Genomic DNA, 17386 nt, shown 5'->3' with positions numbered 1-17386 from the left:
CTATCCCTGCCGCTGCTTATGGCGCGGGTTTTTCTTGCAGATTACCCGCACAATGCCTTTGCGCTTGATGATTTTGCAATCTCTGCAAATGCGTTTTACTGATGCCCTGACCTTCATGGGTCTAGCCCTCTTCTTAAGCCGGGTTTAGATTAACCCGGATTATTATTTGGCGAAGCGCACTAAAAATGATTTTAGCTGTTCCGCAAAATTTTTTTCTTTTTGATTCAGCCTAACGCTTTAAAAAAACAAACCAAAAAGAACCGTTGATCGTTACCAATACTACTACCCCATCCCGCCAGGGCACGGCTCAAGGAGCGAGGTGAAAAACCCCTTTTGTCCGTAGACCCTTAAATTAGGGCAGGCTGAGGATCATTGGGCCATCTTTGGTGATCGCCACAGTATGTTCATAGTGGGCGGATAGTTTACCGTCTACAGTCACGGCCGTCCACCCATCATCTAAAACAGCCACTTCCCAGGTGCCCTCATTAATCATGGGTTCCACTGCCAGGACCATTCCTTCTTTAAGAAGAACGCCCCTGCCTTTGGGCCCGAAGTTGGGGACTTGCGGGTCTTCATGCAATTTACGGCCAATTCCATGGCCCACAAATTGTCTTACCACGCTGAAACCGGCTGACTCCGCTCTCTTTTGCACCGCATTGGATATATCCCCCAAGCGGTTGCCGACCTTCATCTGGTCTATACCTGCATAGAGCGAAGCTTCGGTGGCCTTCATCAAGGCAGTTGCCTTTTTGCTGACCTCACCCACCGGTAGCGTGATGGCGGCATCACCATTGAATCCATCAAGCACCGCGCCGAAGTCCAGTGATATGATATCGCCTTCTTTTAGCGAGTGCTTATTTGGAAATCCATGCACCACCTGTTCATTTACTGAGCAGCAGGTGGCATACGGAAAACCACCATATCCTTTGAAGCCGGGGACAGCGCCCAGGCTTCTGCAAAGTTCCTCACCCATCTGATCCAATTTGGCAGTGCTGATTCCAGGCACCACTTCCTTACGGAACATTTGGAGGACCTTGCCCACCACCCGGTTAGCTTCGCGCATGGCTTGAATCTCATCCGGGCTTTTTAATTTAATCATAACAGCTTAAGCGCCTATGTATTTTGTTAACCTAAAACAGCCTTAACGCGCTCAAAAATTTCTTTGATAGCTCCCACACCGTCTATGGGACGCAAAAGGCTCTTTTCCTGGTAGTAATTAATTAAAGGCTTAGTCTGGTCTTCATAGACCTGCAAGCGATTGGAAACGGTTTCTTCATTATCATCGTCGCGCTGATAAAGTTCCCCGCCGCATTTATCACAGACGCCTTCGACCTTTGGCGGATCAAAGATCATATGAAAGCCCTGTCCGCATGCCTTGCAGGTGCGCCGTCCGGTCAGCCTTCCCATCAACTCGGAGTTGGGGACTTCGATGCTGACCACATGGTCAATACCTTTTTGCATGTCGGCCAAAACTTTGTCCAGCTCCTCGGCCTGAGGCACAGTTCTGGGAAATCCATCGAGCATAAAGCCTTTGGCGCAGTCTTCGCGGGCGATGCGCTCCTTGACCAAACCGATTACGACTTCATCGGTAACCAGCTTGCCGGCATCCATGTACTTCTTGGCTTCAAGTCCAAGCGGAGTCTGATTTTTTACAGCCTCCCTCAGCATATCACCGGTGGAGATCTGGGGGATGCCGTAGGCATCTATCAACATCTTCGCTTGAGTGCCTTTTCCGGCACCCGGAGGGCCTAACAAAATGATGTTCATTTTCCCGCTCCCTTGAAGAGAAGTACCTGCAACTTAAAGGGCCCTGAGTCCAGGCCCTAACCACCCGTAACTACCTGCCTCTGACTTTTTTGCCCTTGCTCATGAATCCTTCGTAGCTGCGCTGAATCATATGGCTCTCCAACTGAGCCATGGTGTCCAGAGCCACACCCACGACGATCAAAAGGCCAGTACCGCCAAAGTAGAACGGTACGTTTAGTTCGTTCATCAAAATGGTCGGCAACACACAAACCAAAGACACATACACCGCTCCGCCCAGCGTGATCCTGGTGAGAACCCTGTCAATGTATTCGGCAGTGCGTTTACCCGGGCGTATACCCGGAATAAATCCGCCATACTTCTTCATGTTATCCGCCACATCCGCCGGGTTAAAGGTCACGGCAGTGTAGAAGTAGCAGAAGAAGAAGATCAAACCAACGTAAAGTACGTAATACACCCAGCTGCTGGGGGTCAAATAACTGGCCGCCTTTTGCACCCATTCAATTTGTATGAACTGGGCGATTGTGGCCGGGAACATGATGATGGAGCTGGCAAAAATCGGCGGAATAACACCGCTTGTATTCACCTTGAGGGGCAGATGGGTTGTCTGTCCACCGTACATTCGACGGCCTACCACCCTCTTGGCGTACTGCACCGGAAGGCGTCTTTGGCCCTGCTCCACAAAGCAGATGGCTGCAACCACGGCCAGCATGAGCACCACTAAAAGCAAAAGCATGAAGATGCTCATCTCGCCGATTTTCAGCATATCGAAGGTTCTGCCAATGCCGCTGGGCATTCCAGCCACAATACCGGCAAAAATGATAAGGCTGATTCCGTTGCCGATGCCGCGCTCGGTTATCTGCTCACCCATCCACATGATGAATGCAGTACCGGCGCTCATGGTAAGCATGGTCAGAATCCTGAACCCCCATCCCGCAGCCGGAACTACGGGAGATCCGGTGGGGGAGGTGGCGGATTCCAGACCGATTGCGATACCCAGGCCCTGAATCAGGGCCAGGACAACGGTGCCGTACCTGGCATACTGAGTTATTTTTTTACGCCCTGCTTCACCCTCTTTTTTGAGAGCTCCCAAATGCGGGATAACCACAGTCAGGAGCTCCAGGATGATGCTTGCGCTGATGTAGGGCATAATCCCCAGGGCAAAGATGCTCATTCGCTCCAAGGCACCGCCGCTGAACATATCGAATAGTCCCAGCAGGGTGTCTCGTTGTTGGGCAAAGAAAGCAGAAAGGGCAGCGGCGTCTATTCCCGGAGTGGGAACGGCGCAGCCGACCCTGTAAACGGCCAGCATCATAAAAGTGAATAATACCCGCCGCTTCAGTTCAGGGATGCGAGCAATACTTCCAACGCCGCTGGAAATGGCCACTTTAGCTTAACTCCACCTTACCGCCTGCTGCCTCGACTTTGGCCTTGGCACCGGCGCTAACTTTATCAACTTTAACAGTCAGAGCGTGCTTCAGCTCACCTGTGCCCAAGAGTTTGATGCAGTCGAACTTGCCCTTGAGCAGGCCTTCTTCGGCCAGCGCCTGGGCGTCGACTACACTATCGGGGGCAAAGCGTTCGAGCTGGGCAAGAGTAACCTCAGCCACCTTTACCTTAAAGGGATTTTTAAAGCCCCTTTTGGGCAACCGGCGCTGCAAAGGCATCTGACCACCCTCGAAGCCGGGGCGGACGCCGCCGCCGGAGCGGGAGTTCTGGCCTTTATGGCCCTTACCGGAGGTCTTACCAGTGCCTGACCCCTGCCCGCGGCCCAGTCTTTTTCTATTTTTACGAGAGCCCTCAGGGGGCTTAAGTTCATTCAATTTCATGGCAACACCCGTAACCCTTAATCCGGCAGGACTTTGACCAGATGACGGACCTTGAAGACCATGCCCCTGATGGCGGGAGTGTCTTCCAAGTCCATGATCTTGTGCATCTTGGTCAGGCCCAGACCGCGCAGAGTGTCTTTATGTTTCTGCGGCCTGCCGATGCCGCTTTTAATCAATTGAACGCGAATTCTATCGGCCATGACAATACCTCACTTAGCCTTGGATTTCAGCTACGGACAGGCCGCGCTTTTTGGCGATCTGGTCTGCGCTGTGCAGGTTCCGCAAACCCTCCAGGGTCGCTTTAACCACGTTGTGGGGGTTGTGGGAGCCCAAGCATTTGGTGAGGATGTCAGTCACACCGGCGGCCTCCAAAACCGCGCGCACCGCGCCGCCGGCGATAACACCGGTGCCGGGGTGAGCCGGTTTCAACAAGACCCTACCGGAGTTGAACCTGCCCGTTACGTGATGCGGGATGGTTCCATCCACCAGGGGAATGGGCTGCATATCTTTTTTAGCCCTTTCCACGGCCTTGCGAATAGCCTCGGGAACCTCGTTGGCCTTACCCAGACCACAACCGACGTTGCCTGATCCATCACCTACGACCACCACAGCCGAGAAGCTGAAGCGCCTACCACCTTTGACAACCTTTGCCACCCGGTTGATATGCACAACCTTATCGATGAGCTGGAACTCATCCTCGGTGCGCTCGCGCCTGGCTCCGTCTCTCTTTTTCTGTCTGTTCGGTTTGTTGCGTTTGTCCAGCATAGGGCTAGAACTCCAGGCCTGCCTCGCGGGCGGCGTCAGCCAAGGCCTTTATACGGCCGTGGTACAAAAATCCATTGCGGTCAAAAACCACTGCCTTGATACCGGCTGCCTTAGCAGCTTCGGCAATGGCCTTGCCCACTTCCTTGGCGGTGGCCACGTTGCCCTTGTGGCCGGGCAACTTGTGGATGTCGGCGCTTCGACTGCTGGCCGCAGCCATAGTCACACCGTTATCGTCATCCACCACCTGGGCGTACATATGGTTCAGCGTCCTGGTGACGGTCAAGCGGGGTCGCTCCTGTGTACCGTGGAGCTTTTTGGCGACCCTGGCCTTTCTTTTCAACCAGGCTTTTTTCCTGGGATTGGTCTTGCCCATTGTCAAAACCTCTTCTCATATCCGCCGCTAAATCATTTGAAGCGGCTATTTTGAGGGCAAAGCAGGGATCCTCGACTTATTAAGGACCCTATCCGCTTTACCCGAGCCTATTTCTCATATCCCCTGATCAGCCGAGCCGTAATGAAGATTTACTTCACACCAGCCTTGCCGACCTTGCGGCGGATCTCTTCATCTGCGTACTTGATCCCCTTGCCCTTGTAGGGTTCGGGCGGCCTGAAGCCCCTGATTGTGGCCGCAGTCTGTCCCAGAAGCTCCTTATCAATGGAGGTCAGGGTGATTCGACCGGCCTTGTCAACCTGGGCGGCAACGTCCTTGGGGACTTCAAATTCAACCGGGTGGCTGAAGCCAAGGGCGAGTTTTAGGGTTTGTCCGGCCAATTCGGCCTTATAACCCACACCGTTGATCTCAAGCACCTTGGTGTAGCCTTCATTTACGCCTTGGACCATGTTGAACAAAAGGCTCCGGCAAAGGCCCCACAGGGCCCAGGAGTCTTTGCCCTCTTCACGGGGCTCGAATCTTAAGGAGGACTCTTCCTCAATAATCTTTATGGCCTGGTGAAAGGTCCTGGTCAGAGCACCCTTAGGTCCCTTGACCTCTATAGTCTGACCCGTGACTTTCGCTTCCACGCCTTGGGGAAGAGCCACGGGAAGTTTACCTATCCTACTCATGGCTGAAACCCTTCCTACCAGACCGCGCAGAGAATCTCTCCACCGACTTTGTTCTGTCTGGCCAGGCGATCGCTCATGACGCCTTTGGGTGTGGAGAGAATGTTTACGCCCAGACCACTTAAGACCTGAGGTATATCTTTATGCGACACATAGACTCGGCGACTGGGTTTACTGACCCGCTCAATGCCTTCTATGACGCTTTTATCCTTTTGATATTTCAGCCGAATGCGCAGGGTATCCTGCTTCTGGCCCGGCAGAACTTCGTAACCGGTGATGTAACCCTCGGTCTCAAGCGCTTTGGCTATATTGACCTTCAGGCCGCTCGCCGGGACATCAACTTCTTCATGACGGGCCCTGAAAGCGTTGCGCACACGGGTGAGCATATCTGCGATGGGATCGGACATTGCCATTTTAGCTCACTCCTACCAGCTTGACTTAGTCACGCCGGGGATTTCCCCGCGCAGTGCCATGCTTCTGAAACAAATACGGCAGATGCCGAATTTGCGTATATAGGCCCTGGGACGACCACAGATCGGGCAGCGATTATATTCCCTAACCCCATATTTTGGCTTCATCTGGGCCTTGTTCATTAATGCCTTTTTGGCCAACTCAAGCCTCCTTGCACCTATCAAGACTTAAACGGCATGCCCATGAGCCTGAGAAGAGCGCGCCCCTCTTCATCGGTCTCAGCCGTGGTCACTATTGTTATGTTCATTCCCTTGACGCGGTCGATCTTGTCGTAATCGATCTCAGGGAAGATAATATGCTCTTTTATACCCAGGGTGTAGTTGCCCCTTCCGTCAAAGGATTTGGAGCTCACTCCCCTGAAGTCGCGCACACGCGGCAGGGCGATGTGCAGGAGCTTGTCCAGGAAGTACCACATATGGTCATGGCGCAGAGTTACGGAGGTGCCAATCGGCATCCCCTCCCTGAGCTTAAAGGCGGCGATGGATCTTTTGGCCTTGTTGATCATGGCCTTTTGGCCAGCGATCAGAGTCAATTCCTCCGCCGCGCTATCCAGCAACTTGACGTTCTGGATTGCCTCGCCCATTCCGATATTGAGCACAGCTTTAACCAGCTTGGGCACCTGGTGGAGGTTTTTGTATGAAAACTGCTCCACCAGCTGAGGCACGCAATGCTGGAAATAATGGTCTTTCAGCCTCGGCATCTTGTTACCTTGCTTTCCGTTGTTAAAGCCTGAACTGAGAAGTCTGCTTCAGGCTCGTCCCACGGTTAGAGAGTCTCTCATTCGAGAACTCTACTTACTTGGCTTCCAGTTGCTCACCGCATTTTTTGCAGATCCGCACCCGGACGCCGTCTTCCAAAACTTTGTGTCCAACGCGCACGGGGCCGGCGCATTTGTCACACATAACCTTAAGGTTGCTTAAAGAGATGGCGGCTTCTTTTTCAATAATTCCGCCCTGTCCGCTCTGAGCTTGACCGGCACGGGTGTGGCGCTTGATCATGTTGACCCGCTCCACCAAGGCGGTGTTTTTTTCCGGATAAACGCGGATGACTTTACCCACTTTACCCTTATCCCGCCCGGCGATAACCATCACCCGGTCTTCTTTTTTAATCTTTACTTTCGCCTTCATGGCCCTACCTGCCGTATTTTATGGACAAAGCCTTTGGCTTGGCCCCTTGAAAGCACAAATGTCGGTCTTTACTTGACTGCCTACAGCACCTCGGGCGCCAAGGACACGATCTTCATAAATCTCTTGGCCCTGAGTTCCCTGGCCACGGGTCCGAAGATACGAGTTCCCACAGGCTCCCCGGCGGTATTGATCAAGACGGCCGAGTTGTCGTCAAATTTAATGTAGGTGCCGTCTGGCCTGGGTACTTCTTTTTTCGTCCTCACCACCACGGCCTTAAGGACGTCGCCCTTTTTGACCTTGGAGTTGGGGAGGGCCTCTTTAACAGAGACCACAATGATGTCTCCCAAGCTGGCGTAGCGTCTTTTGCTCCCGCCCAACACCTTTATGCAATACAACCTTTTGGCGCCTGAGTTGTCCGCCGCCAGAAGGTTTGTTTCCGGCTGGATCATGGCTTATCGCTCCCTGGAAAGTGACCCTAACTAGGCCACCTTTTGCAAAATCTTGCTGACCCGCCACCTCTTGGTGCGGCTGATCGGCCGACTCTGCATGATGAGCACGGTGTCGCCTACACGGCACTCGTTCTGTTCATCGTGAGCGGTGAACCGTTTGCGCCGCCGCACATACTTTTTATAGATGGGGTGTTTAACCAACCGCTCTACACGGACAACGATTGTTTTGTCCATGGCATCACTAACAACGATACCTGTGAGCGTTTTGGCGTTACCGCGCGTTTTTTCAGTCATTGCAATACGCCCTACCTATTGAAAGGCTCTAAATGCCTAATTCTCTTCCACTTCGCCAAGCACGGTAATGACCCGTGCGATGTCCCGACGGGTCTGGCCCACTCGCATGGGGTTCTCGAGCTGGCTGGTGGCGTGTTGGAACTTAAGATTGAAGTGCTCTTCGCGAAGGTGCTTGAGCTTTTCCCTCAGTTCCTCGGCGGAAAGCTCCCGCAGTTCGGACGCTTTCATCTCGCTCGCTCCTTGTTCTGGCCCCGGCCTCTCAACGTAAAAGGCCGAAGATTATCCACTAACTACGCTCAACAAAGCGGGTCGAAAAGGACAGTTTGTGTCCGGCGAGGCGTAAAGCCTCCCTGGCGACGTCCCTGTCCACTCCCTCGATTTCATAAAGGATGCGACCGCGCTTCACCACAGCCACCCAACCCTCGGGAGCTCCCTTACCTTTACCCATACGAGTCTCAGCGGGTTTGCTGGTATAGGGTTTATCCGGGAATACCCTGATATAAACCTTACCACCGCGCTTGATATGACGGGTGATTGCAATACGAGCCGATTCGATCTGCTGGTTGGTCATCCAACCGCTGCCGGTGGCCTGAAGTCCGTAACTGCCAAAGGCAACCGTGTTACCCACATGAGCCTTTCCGCGCATGCGGCCTTTTTGGACCTTGCGGTGTCTTATTCTTTTGGGTGCCAGCATGGTTCTCTAGCCTTTGTAGAAAAGATCCTAGCGGATCTGTTCCTGTTCTTTTTCGTCTAAGACCTCGCCCTTGAAGATCAACACCTGGACACCGATGATGCCGTAGGTGGTGCTTGCTTCGGCAAAGCCGTAGTCAATGTCCGCCCTAAGGGTGTGCAGAGGCACACGACCTTCGCGGTACCATTCACGGCGGGCCATCTCAGCGCCGCCCAAGCGACCGGCACACTGGATGCGGATGCCCTGGGCGCCAAATTTCATGGCTCCCATGACCGCTCTTTTCATGGCGCGGCGGAAAGCAACACGCCTTAATAGCTGTCCCACCACATTCTCGGCCACGAGCTGGGCATTCACCTCCGGTTTGCGGACTTCATAGATGTCCAGCATAACCTCGCGGTGGATCTTTGCTTCAAGCTCTTTTTTGACCGCTTCGATCTCAGAACCTTTTTTACCGATAACGATTCCCGGCCTGGCCGTGTGAATCCTTATTTTGGCCCTGTTGGCGGCTCGTTCGATCTCGACTCGGGCGATACCCGCATGACCTAGTCTCTTTTTAACGAACTCGCGAATGCGATTGTCCTCGTGGACCAAGGCTGCGTAGTCCTTGCCGGCGAACCAGCGGGAATCCCAGGTGCGGGTGATGCCCAGCCTAAAGCCAACGGGGTGTACCTTCTGTCCCAAAGTACATTCCTCCTTGCTAGCGCTCTGCCACCACGACGGTGATGTGGCTGGTCCGCTTGCGAATTACATAAGCCCTGCCCATCGCCCGGGGGCGCCACCTCTTAAGGGTGGGGCCTCCATCCACATAGGCGTGCTTGATGTAGAGGCTGTCCACATCCGCACCCTCGTTCTGAGAGGCGTTGGCAACTGCGCTTTTGATCACTTTCGTGAACAAAAACGCTGACTTTTTAGGTGTGAACATGAGTTTGTTCAGCGCTTCTTCAGCCTTGAGTCCCTGGACGGCTTTGGCCATCAATCGGGCTTTTCGTGGCGAGATGCGCACGTATTTTGCTTTAGCAACCGCTTCCATGCCGACCTCTACTTCTTGACCTTGCCCTTTTTATCGCCGGCATGGGCGTAAAAAGTGCGGGTCGGGGAAAATTCACCCAGCTTGTGCCCGACCATGTTCTCAGTGACAAAGACAGGAATGAACTTCTTGCCGTTGTGCACAGCAAAGGTCAGGCCAACGAAATCGGGCATGATGGTGGAGCGACGGCTCCACGTCTTTAAAACCTTGCGGGATCCGGAATCCTGAGCGTTTTGGACTTTGATCCTTAAATGCTCGTCTACAAACGGTCCCTTGCGCAAACTGCGGGGCATAGCTTGTACTCCTGCCTTTACTTCTGGTTACGCCGCCGCACAATGAAGCGATCTGACGGCTTCTTGCGCCTGGTGCGATACCCCTTGGTTGGCATGCCCCAGGGGCTGACCGGATGACGGCCACCACTGGATTTACCCTCGCCACCGCCCATCGGATGGTCGACAGGGTTCATGGCGACACCACGAACCTGCGGGCGTCTGCCGAGCCAACGGGTGCGGCCGGCCTTGCCCAGGGTTACGTTTTCGTGCTGTTCGTTACCGATTTCGCCCACTGTGGCGCGACAACGCAGGTTGACCCGCCTCATCTCTCCACTGGGAAGCTTCAAGGTGGCGTAGCCGTGTTCCTTGGCCATGAGCTGGGCGTAGGTGCCGGCACTGCGAACCATCTGTCCGCCTGCGCCGATTTTTAACTCGATGTTATGGACGTGGGTTCCGAGCGGCATGGCATCCAAAAGCATGGCGTTGCCAGGACGGACGTCCACTTTATCGTCTGAAATGACGGCATCGCCCACCTTGAGGCCTTTGGGCCACAGGATATAGCGTTTTTCGCCATCGACGTAGTTAAGGAGGGCAATATAGGCGCTGCGGTTGGGGTCGTACTCGATACTAGCGACCTTGGCCGGAATGCTGAATTTATCCCTCTTGAAGTCAATGCGCCTGAAGCGCCTTTTGTGTCCGCCACCACGATGCTTGGCTGTGACCCGCCCATTGTTGTTCCTTCCGCCAGTCTTTTTGACGTGTTCCAGAAGGCTCTTTTCAGGCTGGTCTGTGGTGATCTCTTCACGTACCAACCGCGTAGCGTAACGACGCCCCGGTGAGGTCGGTTTGTATTTCTTAATAGCCATGAGATCGCCTCTCTGAGACTATCTGAGCAGGCCCCTTTGACGTAAAGGGGCCGGCGTCTCTGTTCCCAATCGCACTATCAATTTTTCAAGGTGCAGCCAAAGTCGATAATACTAACGATCTTTGGCTGAATTGCAAGCTTTAACTTCGGAAAAGGGGATTTAGGCCCCTTCGAAGAACTCTACGCTCTGGCCAGGAGCCAGGGTTACGTAGGCCTTTTTCCAGTCGTTTCGCTTACCCAGGTTTTTTCCCATGCGTTTAGTCTTGCCTTTTTGGCTGACTGTGCGCACTTCCAGAACCTTGACATTGAAAATGCTTTCCACTGCCTTTCGGATCTCTATCTTGGTAGCCCGTTTGTCCACCTCGAAGAGCACTTTATTGTCCAATTCCTTGGCCATGGTGCTTTTCTCGGTGATCAGGGGCCGCTTCAACACGCTTTGAAGGCTTTTCATGCCAGCGCCTCCTCGATGGGCTGAACAGCGTCCTCCATCAGAAGGAGCCTGTCGTACTTCAGGATGTCGTAGACGTTCAAGCCATCGGCCTTCAGAAGCTTAACCTTCGGCAGGTTGCGCAGGCTCTTTTCGAGCATTTCGTTGGCGCTGCCGGTGACCACCAATGTGTTGGTGGATTCCAGGTTATTCAAAACTTCCAAAGCCACCTTGGTTTTGATCTCAGTCAGCCCGAAATCCCTGAGCACGAGCATCTGCTCTTCCCTCAGCTTGTCACTTAAAGCGACCCTAAGGGCGGCCTTGCGCACCTTTTTGGGGGGGCGGTATCCATAGTCCCGCTTCCTGGGACCGAAAGTGGTTCCGCCGCCACGCCACAAAGGACTACGCCTGGTGCCTGCACGGGCCCGGCCTGTGCCTTTTTGCCGCCAGGGTTTGCGACCGCCGCCTCGAACTTCGGACCTGGTTTTGGTATGAGCGTTGCCGGATCTGCGGCAAGCCAATTGCCAAACCACAACCTCGTGCAGCAGGTGGGCTTTAAGCGGAGCGTCGAATACTTTCTCGCTCAGCTCAACATCGCCGACCTTCTGTTTTTTTGCATCTAAAATATCAATAGTTGGCATCTTTATTCACCCACCGGACCATTAGGTCCCATCAGGCCTTTTCCAAAAACACGATGCCGCCATTGGCGCCTGGCACCGCACCGCTGACCAAGACAAGGTTCTGATCAGGACGAACGTCCACGACCTTTACATTGCGTACGGTTTTCATCTCGTTGCCGTACTGGCCAGGGAGTTTCTTGCCCTTGATGACGCGCGCCGGAGTTGCGCTGGCACCGATGGAACCAGGCTTCTTGTGAGTGGTGCACCCGTGGGTGTCCCGCCCGCCGGCGAAACCATGGCGTTTTACAACACCCTGGAAGCCGCGGCCTTTGGTCTTGGCGCTGATATTTACCTTGTCACCCTGTGCGAACATTTCGGCGGTAAATTCCTGGCCCACCTGAAATTCGTCGGACTCTTCGGTCCTGAATTCCTTCAGCACGGCACAGGGGTCCACCCCGGCTTTGGCATAATGGCCACCTTGAGGCTTGTTCACAACCTTGGCGCGCCTTGTACCGAAACCAAGCTGCACAGCTTCGTATTTATCGGACTCAGCGGTTTTCACTTGGACAACCTTGCAAGGTCCGACCTCCAGCACCGTCACCGGCACCGCTTTTCCAGCTTGCAGGAAAAGCCGGGTCATTCCCAACTTCTTGCCGATTAAACCCTTCAACATGACGTTTACCTTCTATCGGCTTTGCCGAGGCTTAAGGTGATTGCTGACACCCTAAGGCCTACAGCTTGATCTCCACGTCCACACCCGCGGACAAATCCAGCTTCATCAAGGCATCCACTGTCTGCTGAGTGGGTTCCAAGATATCCAACAGCCGCTTATGGGTGCGAATCTCGAACTGCTCACGGCTCTTCTTGTCGATATGCGGCGAACGAAGCACACAAAACTTGTTGATTTTGGTCGGCAGAGGAATTGGCCCTGCAACCTTGGCGCCTGTGCGTCGCGCTGTCTCCACGATCTCGGCGGCGGATTGATCCAGCAGCTTGTGATCGTAGGCTTTGAGCCTGATACGTATTTTTTGATTTTGGATCATCGAATATCTCCTACACCCAGCCTGCGCTCTGATAGTTTCAGAGAGCGCTTATACGCGCCTTTTAAGACGAAAGCAGTTACAACCAAAAGAGCCCAGGTTATGGGGCTTCTCACAGTCCGAGCCTGTTGCTACTCAATGATCTCAGAGATCACGCCAGCGCCCACGGTGCGGCCGCCTTCGCGAATGGCGAAGCGGAGCTCTTTTTCCATGGCGATGGGGGTGATCAGGGTGCCCTCAATGGAGACGTTGTCGCCGGGCATAACCATCTCAACACCCTCGGGCAAGGTCACCACACCGGTCACGTCAGTGGTCCGGAAGTAGAACTGGGGACGGTAGCCGTTAAAGAACGGTGTATGACGGCCACCCTCTTCCTTGTTCAGAATGTAGACCTCGGCCTTGAATTTGGTGTGCGGGGTGATGCTGCCGGGCTTGGCAACAACCTGACCACGCTCGACCTCGTCACGCTTGGTGCCGCGCAGGAGCACACCGACGTTGTCGCCGGCTTCGCCCTGGTCCAGGATCTTCCTGAACATCTCGACACCGGTGCAGACGGTCTTGATGGTCTCTTTGATACCCACGATCTCGATCTCTTCGCTGACCTTGATCACGCCGCGCTCTACACGACCGGTCACCACGGTGCCGCGGCCGGAGATGCTGAACACGTCCTCGATCGGCATCAGGAAAGGCTGATCCAAGGGACGCTCGGGAGCGGGAATGAACTCGTCAACGGCATCCATCAGCTTCAGGATGGGGGCGCAGGCTTCACACTCTTCTTTGCCGCAACCGCACTCCAGGGCCTTCAAGGCGCTGCCGGGGATGATCGGTGTGTCGTCGCCGGGGAAGTCGTATTTATCCAGAAGCTCCCGCAGCTCCATATCGACCAGCTCGATCAGTTCCTCGTCATCGACCATGTCCACCTTGTTCAGGAAGACCACGATGGCGGGCACGCCGACCTGACGGGCCAGCAGGATGTGCTCGCGGGTCTGGGGCATGGGGCCGTCGTCGGCGCCGACCACCAGGATAGCGCCGTCCATCTGGGCCGCGCCGGTGATCATGTTCTTGATATAGTCGGCGTGACCGGGGCAGTCCACGTGGGCGTAGTGACGCTTGTCAGTCTCGTATTCCACGTGCGCGGTGGCGATGGTGATGCCGCGTTCACGCTCTTCAGGGGCTTTGTCAATAGAATCAAAGGGAACAAAGTCCGCGGCGCCCCTGGCAGCCAAACAACGTGTAATGGCGGCTGTCAGAGTGGTCTTGCCGTGGTCAATGTGACCGATGGTTCCAACATTTACGTGCGGTTTTTTCCGCTCAAACTTTTCTTTGGCCATCTGTTCTTCCTCCTCTAGGCAGCCAGGCCGCGTGAGTCGGCCTCACGCTGTGCACGCTCGTTTTTGATGACCTCTTCGGCTATCGAGTCGGGCACAGGCTCATAATGCGAAAATTCCATACTGAATGTGGCGCGCCCTTGGGTGGCCGAACGCAGGTCGTTTGCGTAGCCGAACATTTGAGCCAAAGGCACGGTTGCGGTCACTACCTGAACCCCGGGACGGGTATCCATGGATTGGACCTTTCCGCGGCGGGTGCTGATGTCACCCATAACATCGCCCAGATATTCTTCCGGGGTGGTGGCTTCCAGCTTCATCATGGGCTCCAAAAGTCCCATACCCGCTTTGCGGCAAGCTTCCTTAAGAGCCAACGAACCTGCAATAGTAAACGCCCGTTCGTTGGAGTCAACCTCGTGGTAGGAGCCGTCCACCAGCCTGACGGTGAAATCCATCAGGGGGAATCCGGCCAGGATGCCTTTTTCAGCCGCACCCTTAATTCCCTGTTCCACAGGTTTGATATATTCTTTGGGAATGGCCCCGCCGACAATCTTGTCTTCAAAGACCACACCCTGTCCCGCTTCGCCGGGCTCAAGCTCGATCTTGCAGTGGCCGTACTGGCCCCTGCCGCCGGACTGCTTGACATAACGCCCCTCGGCCTTGGCCTCGCCCAGAATCCTCTCCCGGTAGGCCACTTGAGGCGCACCCACTTCGCAGACAACATTGAATTCCCGTTTCAGGCGATCAACGATAATCTCCAGATGGAGCTCACCCATACCCCTGATAACGGTCTGTTTGGTTTCGGTATTCTGCTCGATCCGGAAACTGGGATCTTCTGCGGCGATCCTGGCAAGGGCCATGCCCATCTTTTCGACCATGGGCTTGCTGGCCGGCTTGATAGCCACCGCGACCACCGGCTCTGGAATATGCAGCTGCTCCAGAACCACGGGCTGGGCCGGGTCGCAGAGGCTGTCGCCGGTTGCGGTGTGCTTAAGGCCGACTGCGGCGACGATATCGCCGGCGTATACTTCCTTGATCTCTTCCCGGTTATTGGCGTGCATTTTAAGTAAACGGCCGATACGTTCTTTTTTACCGTTGTTTCCGTTTACAACCGTGTCGCCGGAGCGAAGCACGCCGGAGTATACCCGCAAGAATGTCAGGTGCCCCACATAGGGGTCGCTCATGAGCTTGAAAGCCAGGGCCGCTGCAGGAGCTTCGTCGGCGGCCTTACACGGCACTTCTTCACCATCCTCATTGGTTCCAATGACGGTTGTCACATCAAGAGGTGAAGGAAGAAGATCGATCACAGCGTCCAAGAGTGGTTGCACACCTTTATTCTTAAAGGCGCTGCCAAGCATGACCGGAACAACGGCCAGCTCCAGGACAGCCTGGCGCAGTGCGTTCTTTATATCGGATTCCTTGGGATCTTCGCCCTCCAGGTAACGCTCCATCATCTCGTCGTCAAATTCACAGACGGTTTCGATGAGCTCCATGCGGGCTTCCTCAACCTCATCCTTGATATCGTCAGGGATCGGGGCTTCGGAGATGCTTCCGTCGGATTCGTCGAACATGAGCGCCTTCATACCGACAAGATCGACCACTCCCGCGAAATTCTCTTCAGCGCCGATCGCCACCTGCAAAGGCAGGGGCCTGGCGCCGAGGCGGGTCTTGATCATCTCGGTTGCCCGACGCCAATCGGCGCCGGTGCGATCCATCTTGTTGATGAAGGCTATGCGGGGAACGCCGTAACGGTCTGCCTGTCGCCAAACCGTTTCGGACTGGGGCTGCACACCGCCGACCGCGCAGAAGACGGCTATAACGCCGTCCAGCACACGCAGGCTTCGCTCCACCTCTACGGTGAAGTCCACGTGACCGGGAGTGTCAATGATATTAATTCTATGCTTTTTCCAGAAGCAGGTGGTTGCAGCGCTGGTAATGGTAATACCGCGCTCCTGTTCCTGCTCCATCCAGTCCATGACCGCTTCACCGTCATGGACCTCTCCCAAGCGGTGGGACACCCCTGTATAGAACAGGATGCGCTCCGTGGTCGTGGTCTTACCAGCGTCGATGTGGGCCATAAGGCCAATATTACGCTGTCGACTTATGGGAGTCTTGCGGGCCACTTTCTCAAACCTTGCCTTGGCGGCTAATGCCGGCTACCACCTGTAATGCGCAAAGGCCTTGTTGGCCTCTGCCATACGGTGGGTGTCTTCTTTCTTCTTGACAGAACTGCCGCGTCCGGCTGCCGCATCCAACAATTCACTGGCCAATTTTTCAGCCATGGTTTTCTCCCCGCGATTACGGGCAAAGGAGATCAACCACCGCATTGCCAGAGCTTGCCTTCTTTCGGGCCGGATATCAACGGGCACCTGATAGGTGGAGCCGCCGACGCGCCTGCTCTTGACCTCAATGGACGGACGCACGTTGTCCATGGCTTTCTCAAAGACGCGCAAAGGATCTTCACCTGTGCGATCTTTAATTGCATCCATGGCACCGTACATAATACGCTGCGCCGTTTGCTTCTTACCGTCAAACATAAGTTTGTTGACGAACTTGGTCACCAACCGGCTGCGGTGCCGAGTGTCCGGCAGCACTTCGCGTTTAGGTACTTCTCGTCTCCTGGGCATTTCTTCACTTCCGCTTTTGTATGCCTTACATGCAGGTGCCCCTTATCATAATGATTAAAGGGGCACCACAACCACGTGGCCTGGAAAGTAGATATCTACTTGGGCCTCCTGGCTCCATACTTGGAACGGCCCTTACGCCGATCCGCTACACCCATAGCATCCAAGGTTCCGCGCACTACGTGATAGCGCACACCGGGCAAGTCTTTGACTCGCCCGCCGCGGATAAGGACCACGGAGTGTTCTTGGAGGTTATGACCTTCGCCAGGAATGTAGCTGGTGACTTCGATTCCATTGGTAAGCCTGACCCTCGCAACCTTACGAAGAGCGGAGTTAGGCTTCTTGGGAGTGGTTGTGTATACGCGGATGCACACCCCCCGCTTTTGCGGGCAGCTCTGCAAGGCCGGGGTAGCCTTTTTCTTGTGTTGCTGCTCGCGACCCTTGCGCACTAATTGGTTAATCGTGGGCACCTCTTTAAGTCTCCCAATGTCAGTCTTTATTAAACTGTGTAAATAGCTAGCAATCTAAAACTTTGGGTCTACAGGCATTCCGTTGTGACAACAGAATACGCTCTCCACCAAAGCACGTTCGCCCCCTAGTGCTCCCGACTTTCCACTGGAGCAAGCGATAGGAAGCTTACGTTGCTGCTGGAAATGCTATTTGTACCGGCCCATTCCACATGTGTCAAGGCATTTTAAGCCGTATAGACATCTTTCCACACTGGTAGAGCCGGTGGC

29 protein-coding genes are annotated in these 17386 nt (G+C 54.6%); all 29 read right to left on the bottom strand.

Annotated features, from left to right (window positions below):
- Complete coding sequence (gene rpmJ, locus X474_RS01530; protein ID WP_044346254.1) at positions 1-117, bottom strand: 50S ribosomal protein L36; 117 nt, start codon at positions 115-117, stop codon at positions 1-3.
- 235 nt (positions 118-352) lie between these two features.
- A complete protein-coding gene (gene map / locus X474_RS01525) occupies positions 353-1099 on the bottom strand; it encodes a type I methionyl aminopeptidase (RefSeq protein ID WP_044346253.1) in 747 nt (248 codons plus the stop codon).
- Positions 1100-1125: 26 nt separating this feature from the next.
- Complete coding sequence (locus X474_RS01520; RefSeq protein WP_044346252.1) at positions 1126-1767, bottom strand: adenylate kinase; 642 nt, start codon at positions 1765-1767, stop codon at positions 1126-1128.
- 70 nt (positions 1768-1837) lie between these two features.
- Complete coding sequence (gene secY, locus X474_RS01515) at positions 1838-3145, bottom strand: preprotein translocase subunit SecY (protein ID WP_044346366.1); 1308 nt, start codon at positions 3143-3145, stop codon at positions 1838-1840.
- A gap of 7 nt (positions 3146-3152) precedes the next feature.
- Positions 3153-3593: a 50S ribosomal protein L15 gene (rplO, locus tag X474_RS01510; protein ID WP_044346251.1), complete on the bottom strand. Its 441-nt coding sequence runs from the start codon at positions 3591-3593 to the stop codon at positions 3153-3155.
- Between the two features lie 17 nt (positions 3594-3610).
- Positions 3611-3793, bottom strand: coding sequence for a 50S ribosomal protein L30 (gene rpmD / locus X474_RS01505; protein WP_044346250.1), 183 nt, complete (start codon positions 3791-3793; stop codon positions 3611-3613).
- 13 nt (positions 3794-3806) lie between these two features.
- Positions 3807-4358: a 30S ribosomal protein S5 gene (gene rpsE / locus X474_RS01500; protein ID WP_044346249.1), complete on the bottom strand. Its 552-nt coding sequence runs from the start codon at positions 4356-4358 to the stop codon at positions 3807-3809.
- Between the two features lie 4 nt (positions 4359-4362).
- Positions 4363-4731 carry a 50S ribosomal protein L18 gene (rplR, locus tag X474_RS01495; protein WP_044346248.1) on the bottom strand — a complete coding sequence of 123 codons (369 nt, stop codon included), beginning with the start codon at positions 4729-4731 and terminating at the stop codon, positions 4363-4365.
- Positions 4732-4880: 149 nt separating this feature from the next.
- A complete protein-coding gene (rplF, locus tag X474_RS01490; RefSeq protein WP_044346247.1) occupies positions 4881-5420 on the bottom strand; it encodes a 50S ribosomal protein L6 in 540 nt (179 codons plus the stop codon).
- A gap of 14 nt (positions 5421-5434) precedes the next feature.
- Positions 5435-5830, bottom strand: a complete 396-nt coding sequence (rpsH, locus tag X474_RS01485; protein ID WP_044346246.1) for a 30S ribosomal protein S8 — start codon at positions 5828-5830, stop codon at positions 5435-5437.
- Positions 5831-5842: 12 nt separating this feature from the next.
- Entirely contained in the window at positions 5843-6028 is a 186-nt protein-coding gene (locus tag X474_RS01480) for a type Z 30S ribosomal protein S14 (RefSeq protein ID WP_044346245.1), read from the bottom strand.
- A 20-nt stretch (positions 6029-6048) separates the two neighbouring features.
- Positions 6049-6588 carry a 50S ribosomal protein L5 gene (rplE, locus tag X474_RS01475; RefSeq protein ID WP_044346244.1) on the bottom strand — a complete coding sequence of 180 codons (540 nt, stop codon included), beginning with the start codon at positions 6586-6588 and terminating at the stop codon, positions 6049-6051.
- Between the two features lie 94 nt (positions 6589-6682).
- The gene (gene rplX / locus X474_RS01470; protein WP_044346243.1) at positions 6683-7015 is read right to left on the bottom strand and encodes a 50S ribosomal protein L24; all 333 of its coding nucleotides are present in this window, start codon (positions 7013-7015) and stop codon (positions 6683-6685) included.
- A gap of 80 nt (positions 7016-7095) precedes the next feature.
- Entirely contained in the window at positions 7096-7464 is a 369-nt protein-coding gene (rplN, locus tag X474_RS01465) for a 50S ribosomal protein L14 (RefSeq protein ID WP_044346242.1), read from the bottom strand.
- A 30-nt stretch (positions 7465-7494) separates the two neighbouring features.
- The gene (gene rpsQ, locus X474_RS01460; RefSeq protein WP_044346241.1) at positions 7495-7758 is read right to left on the bottom strand and encodes a 30S ribosomal protein S17; all 264 of its coding nucleotides are present in this window, start codon (positions 7756-7758) and stop codon (positions 7495-7497) included.
- A 36-nt stretch (positions 7759-7794) separates the two neighbouring features.
- Positions 7795-7986 carry a 50S ribosomal protein L29 gene (gene rpmC / locus X474_RS01455; RefSeq protein WP_044346240.1) on the bottom strand — a complete coding sequence of 64 codons (192 nt, stop codon included), beginning with the start codon at positions 7984-7986 and terminating at the stop codon, positions 7795-7797.
- A 58-nt stretch (positions 7987-8044) separates the two neighbouring features.
- A complete protein-coding gene (gene rplP / locus X474_RS01450; RefSeq protein ID WP_044346239.1) occupies positions 8045-8452 on the bottom strand; it encodes a 50S ribosomal protein L16 in 408 nt (135 codons plus the stop codon).
- Between the two features lie 27 nt (positions 8453-8479).
- Entirely contained in the window at positions 8480-9130 is a 651-nt protein-coding gene (gene rpsC / locus X474_RS01445; protein ID WP_044346238.1) for a 30S ribosomal protein S3, read from the bottom strand.
- A 16-nt stretch (positions 9131-9146) separates the two neighbouring features.
- Entirely contained in the window at positions 9147-9479 is a 333-nt protein-coding gene (rplV, locus tag X474_RS01440; RefSeq protein ID WP_044346237.1) for a 50S ribosomal protein L22, read from the bottom strand.
- Between the two features lie 8 nt (positions 9480-9487).
- Complete coding sequence (gene rpsS, locus X474_RS01435) at positions 9488-9769, bottom strand: 30S ribosomal protein S19 (protein WP_044346236.1); 282 nt, start codon at positions 9767-9769, stop codon at positions 9488-9490.
- A gap of 17 nt (positions 9770-9786) precedes the next feature.
- The gene (rplB, locus tag X474_RS01430; protein WP_044346235.1) at positions 9787-10614 is read right to left on the bottom strand and encodes a 50S ribosomal protein L2; all 828 of its coding nucleotides are present in this window, start codon (positions 10612-10614) and stop codon (positions 9787-9789) included.
- Positions 10615-10773: 159 nt separating this feature from the next.
- On the bottom strand, positions 10774-11064 hold the full coding sequence (locus tag X474_RS01425) for a 50S ribosomal protein L23 (protein WP_044346234.1): 291 nt from the start codon (positions 11062-11064) through the stop codon (positions 10774-10776).
- Complete coding sequence (gene rplD, locus X474_RS01420; protein WP_044346233.1) at positions 11061-11681, bottom strand: 50S ribosomal protein L4; 621 nt, start codon at positions 11679-11681, stop codon at positions 11061-11063. Before rplD ends, X474_RS01425 begins: the two co-directional genes overlap by 4 nt.
- Before the next feature lie 31 nt (positions 11682-11712).
- Positions 11713-12333, bottom strand: a complete 621-nt coding sequence (gene rplC, locus X474_RS01415; protein WP_044346232.1) for a 50S ribosomal protein L3 — start codon at positions 12331-12333, stop codon at positions 11713-11715.
- 58 nt (positions 12334-12391) lie between these two features.
- Entirely contained in the window at positions 12392-12700 is a 309-nt protein-coding gene (rpsJ, locus tag X474_RS01410) for a 30S ribosomal protein S10 (RefSeq protein ID WP_156360570.1), read from the bottom strand.
- A gap of 131 nt (positions 12701-12831) precedes the next feature.
- On the bottom strand, positions 12832-14031 hold the full coding sequence (gene tuf / locus X474_RS01405) for an elongation factor Tu (protein WP_044346220.1): 1200 nt from the start codon (positions 14029-14031) through the stop codon (positions 12832-12834).
- Positions 14032-14045: 14 nt separating this feature from the next.
- Complete coding sequence (gene fusA, locus X474_RS01400; protein ID WP_044346230.1) at positions 14046-16148, bottom strand: elongation factor G; 2103 nt, start codon at positions 16146-16148, stop codon at positions 14046-14048.
- A 33-nt stretch (positions 16149-16181) separates the two neighbouring features.
- The gene (gene rpsG, locus X474_RS01395; protein WP_044346229.1) at positions 16182-16652 is read right to left on the bottom strand and encodes a 30S ribosomal protein S7; all 471 of its coding nucleotides are present in this window, start codon (positions 16650-16652) and stop codon (positions 16182-16184) included.
- Positions 16653-16747: 95 nt separating this feature from the next.
- Positions 16748-17119, bottom strand: a complete 372-nt coding sequence (gene rpsL, locus X474_RS01390; protein WP_044346228.1) for a 30S ribosomal protein S12 — start codon at positions 17117-17119, stop codon at positions 16748-16750.
- Between the last annotated feature and the right edge of the window lie 267 nt (positions 17120-17386).

This window comes from Dethiosulfatarculus sandiegensis (genome assembly GCF_000931935.2).
GTDB lineage: Bacteria > Desulfobacterota > Desulfarculia > Desulfarculales > Desulfarculaceae > Dethiosulfatarculus > Dethiosulfatarculus sandiegensis.
The sequence above is the reverse complement of the archived record's forward strand: the minus strand, read 5'-3'. Positions and strand labels throughout refer to the sequence as shown.